Origin of the sequence: Sphaerochaeta sp. S2, from assembly GCF_016406725.1 — a bacterium.
GTDB lineage: Bacteria > Spirochaetota > Spirochaetia > Sphaerochaetales > Sphaerochaetaceae > Sphaerochaeta.
The window spans coordinates 1-3,563 of the sequence record NZ_JAEKNT010000466.1; the positions used below are offsets into that span (position 1 = coordinate 1).

Below are 3,563 nucleotides of genomic sequence, written 5' to 3' on the forward strand. Positions count from 1 at the left end.
CGATAGTTTCCTTGAATATCTTTACCAGCTTTGCAATAGCTTCATCAAAACCAGCTGGCTCTCCATCCCATGTACGTTTCCCTTCAGGGAAGACACCGACGTTGTCACCCTGTTTCAGGGATTCTGAGATTGCCCTAATGGTGAATAAGTCACTTCTGCCTTGTTGTTTTGCGATGGCCCCAATCCATTTCTCCATCATGCTCCTCATTCCCTTCATCTTGAAGAGATAGGCGCCCGCTACCCATCGGATATGAACCGGGGATGCCGAGGAGATGAAAAATGGGTCAAAGGTGTGTGCATGATTTGCCATTACTAAAAAAGGAGGTTTCAGTTCTGACAAATATTCCATTCCAACAACTTGGATCTTATTACGCTTTAAAATCATGGCCCCATACGTTGGTTGGGCCAAGCGGATAAAAAGTGGTTTTTTAGACACTTGCTTCCTCTCTGTAAAAGAGTACCTCACGAGAGGTGCTCTTGTCCACCTTGAATGTGTGAAGAAAGTAAGAAGTACGGTTGGTATCATCTGATAGAGGGTTTATTTCATAGGTGCTTAAAAAAGTATTTGATAACGCAACGGTTTTTCTTGCATTGGATGCTTAATACTGTTTAATATTGAACCACTGGTAAGAGAGGCAGAACGATGAGAAGAAAATCCGTGACATTGCAGGATATTGCTGAGAAAGTAGGGTTATCGACGGCAAGTGTTTCCATGATCCTTGCAGGAAAGAGCCTTTCACGCTTTCCTGATGAAACGATCGATACCGTCTATAGGGTAAGCAAGGAGCTTGGGTATGTAAGCAAACGGGCAAAGAAAGATCGACGTATTCTTCTAATTGTATGCCCCTCGGTCATAAATCCTTACTTTGCTACGCTCATCCAAGGGATGGAGCAAGAGGCTCATGTGCAAGGACTGGGGACAATGCTCTGCACTACGTACTGGGATACAGAGAAGGAAAAACGGGTATGTGAATTTGCCAAGGAACCTACCGTTGGAGGGGTTGTTTTTGCCATGATACCCCAGCAACCGGAATTGGTACGGGAGTTAAGTGCCACCGTACCCGTGGTAGCAGTAGGTGATAAGCAGAATGAGCTAGGCCTGGATACGGTTGATGTGAATAACTACAACGCTGGTGTTTTGGTTGCTCGGCATCTTCTGGAATTGGGACATCGGAATATTGCCTATCTTTGTACCAGTCTAAACAGTGAGCACAGTGCCCGTGTACGCCGCTATGAAGGGTTGAAAGCTCAGATCAAGCAAGCAGGGACAGAGGCAAAGCTTACCCTGTTTACACGTGAGATTCCCTCCCTTACCGAACTGAATACCATTGATATTGAGCATGAAACAGGGTATGTACTAGCCGAGCGTTGTATTGCTGAAGCTCCAGAGGTAACTGCGATGGTTGCAATAAATGACATGGTAGCATACGGAGTCATGGATGCAGTCAAGGATGGAGGCTTTTCAATCCCCGGTGATTACAGTGTCTGTGGATTTGACAACATCTATCCATCCTCCTTTGGCGGGGTAGGCTTGACCAGTGTAGAGCATTTCATCGTCCAAGGGGGGAGAAGTGCAGTGAGACTGGTTTGTGAGAAGATGAGCAAGAAGCCATCTCGTGTATTTGAGGGGAGTGGGGTAACCAGAATTGAGTATCACAATCGCCTGATTGTTCGCTCTTCTACCGGTATCCCAAAATCTGAGTAGTATACTGGTTTGACAGATAACCCCTTCGGTGGTACATCTCTCCAGGGAGAGTGAGAAGATGGCAAAGACAGGATTTGAGAGAAACTTGCAGTACGCCAAGTTTAGTGCATATGGGTTCTTGAAGAATCTGCGGTTCTATGAACCATTTATGATGTTGGTCTTCTTGGACAAGGGGTTGTCCTATTTGGAGATCGGAACGCTCTATGCGGTACGGGAGATCCTGATCAACATCACAGAGATTCCCTCTGGGGTGTTTGCTGACAGTCTTGGCAGGAGACTGACTATGGTCTTCTCTTTTCTTGCCTACATCTTCAGTTTCATTGTCTTTTTTGTTGCCCAGGATTTTGGTATTCTGCTTATGGCCATGGTCCTCTATGCCTTCGGTGATGCTTTTAGAACGGGTACCCACAAGGCCATGATCTTTGACTATCTGAGGATGAGAGGGTGGGAAGACCAGAAAACCCACTACTATGGCAATACCCGTGCTTGGTCACAACGGGGAGCTGCCCTCTCCGCGTTGATCGCCGCTTTCCTGGTCTTTTACAATGGTTCCTATGCCCCGATATTTCTCTTTACCATTATCCCCTATGTCCTGAACTTGATCCTGATAGTTAGCTATCCAAAGGACTTGGATGGGCCCAGACATACAAGTGATAAGCGAATAAGGGATGAGTTTGCTGCAGTTCTACAGTCCTTGGCGAAAACAATGAAGAGTTGGTCCATGGTGCGTACCATCTCCAGCCAGGCCCTCTTTAGTGGGTACTACAAGGCATTCAAGGACTATTTACAGCCAATTCTACAAACATTTGCACTCAGTCTTCCGATTTTGTTGGCGTATGAGGATCAAGAGAGAACAGCATTGATAGTGGGAATTGTATATTCAATTCTCTATGCGACCACTGCGATCGCATCCAGCAATTCCGGTAAGTTTTCAGAGCGGTTCAACCAGCTTGCATCTCCCCTTAATATCACGTTGGTTGTCGGTATATCTCTTGGTTTGGTAAGTGGCCTGCTCTTGCACCTAACCTATGCAACTTTGGCCGTGGTGTTGTATTTGGGAATCTATATCCTTGAGAATTTGCGAAAACCCATGAGCATCCACTATGTGAGTGACCAGATGGATCAAGCTTCGCTTGCCAGTGCGCTCTCGGTGGAGTCCCAAGCTGAGTCTCTTTTTGCAGCAGGTATCGCGCTCCTCTTGGGTTGGATGAGTACCTTGTTTGGCGTTGGGCTTGGAATACTGGTGGTTTCTGGAATCTGTTTACTGTTGGGACTGGTCCTTAGATTGCCTACTCAGGAGAACCGCCAAAGGCGATAAACCGCTCAACATCAATGCAGAATGCAATTCCAGAACCTGGTTCGGTAAGAAGAGGTAGGTTCTTGATAGTTTCCAATACTTTTCCTGTCAATCCCGATCCGACAAGTATAAGCAACATGTCTTTCTCAGGAACCAATGGGTGACCGAAGAACTTGACGTCTTCCTCTTTTCCAGTTCCCCGTGCAGGAAGAATGGTACCGCCTGTGGCTCCTGCTTTACGGGCGGCATCCATGACTGTTTCTGCCATACCTTTGTTCACAATACAGGTAATCAGGGTGTGGGGTGTTTCCATTGGTTGCCTCCTCGTATTTCAAGTACCTATCATACAATGAAAAAGAGTGATGGGAAAGTGGTTGCCTTTCGAAAAAGAATTGAGAAAAATCTACACTGTGACAATATAAGTCACTATAGAGGCATTATCCTAGGAAGGTAAGGAGGCTCCCATGAAAACTTGGAGAGAAGACCAGATAGCGCTTACGAGGGAAATCATCGAGAATGTAGACATTATTGCATTCACCTTTTCCCTCATTGGGACAAACA

Annotated in this window: 4 protein-coding genes; 2 read left to right on the forward strand and 2 right to left on the reverse strand. The window is 46.1% G+C overall.

The genetic code is table 11. From position 1 onward, the window contains the following. Nucleotides 1-310 (reverse strand): lysophospholipid acyltransferase family protein (locus JF818_RS16495; RefSeq protein WP_233067866.1); only part of this gene is annotated, 310 nt, incomplete at its 3' end. Nucleotides 311-643: 333 nt separating this feature from the next. Here JF818_RS16495 and JF818_RS13440 point away from each other — a divergent pair. Beyond that, the gene (locus JF818_RS13440; RefSeq protein WP_198892492.1) at nucleotides 644-1,705 is read left to right on the forward strand and encodes a LacI family DNA-binding transcriptional regulator; all 1,062 of its coding nucleotides are present in this window, start codon (nucleotides 644-646) and stop codon (nucleotides 1,703-1,705) included. Between the two features lie 58 nt (nucleotides 1,706-1,763). Continuing rightward, nucleotides 1,764-3,023 carry an MFS transporter gene (locus JF818_RS13445; protein ID WP_198892493.1) on the forward strand — a complete coding sequence of 420 codons (1,260 nt, stop codon included), beginning with the start codon at nucleotides 1,764-1,766 and terminating at the stop codon, nucleotides 3,021-3,023. On the opposite strand, the gene JF818_RS13450 is transcribed toward JF818_RS13445, so the two are convergent. Beyond that, nucleotides 2,995-3,315 (reverse strand): P-II family nitrogen regulator, encoded by a 321-nt coding sequence (locus JF818_RS13450; protein ID WP_198892494.1) that lies wholly within the window; start codon nucleotides 3,313-3,315, stop codon nucleotides 2,995-2,997. The two genes, JF818_RS13445 and JF818_RS13450, sit on opposite strands and share 29 nt — an antisense overlap. Between the last annotated feature and the right edge of the window lie 248 nt (nucleotides 3,316-3,563).

Coding starts and splice junctions, on each gene's coding strand:
- JF818_RS13450 (WP_198892494.1), bottom strand. CDS start 3,315: ATGGAAACACCCCACACCCTGATTACCTGTATTGTGAACAAAGGTATG.
- JF818_RS13440 (WP_198892492.1), top strand. CDS start 644: ATGAGAAGAAAATCCGTGACATTGCAGGATATTGCTGAGAAAGTAGGG.
- JF818_RS13445 (WP_198892493.1), top strand. CDS start 1,764: ATGGCAAAGACAGGATTTGAGAGAAACTTGCAGTACGCCAAGTTTAGT.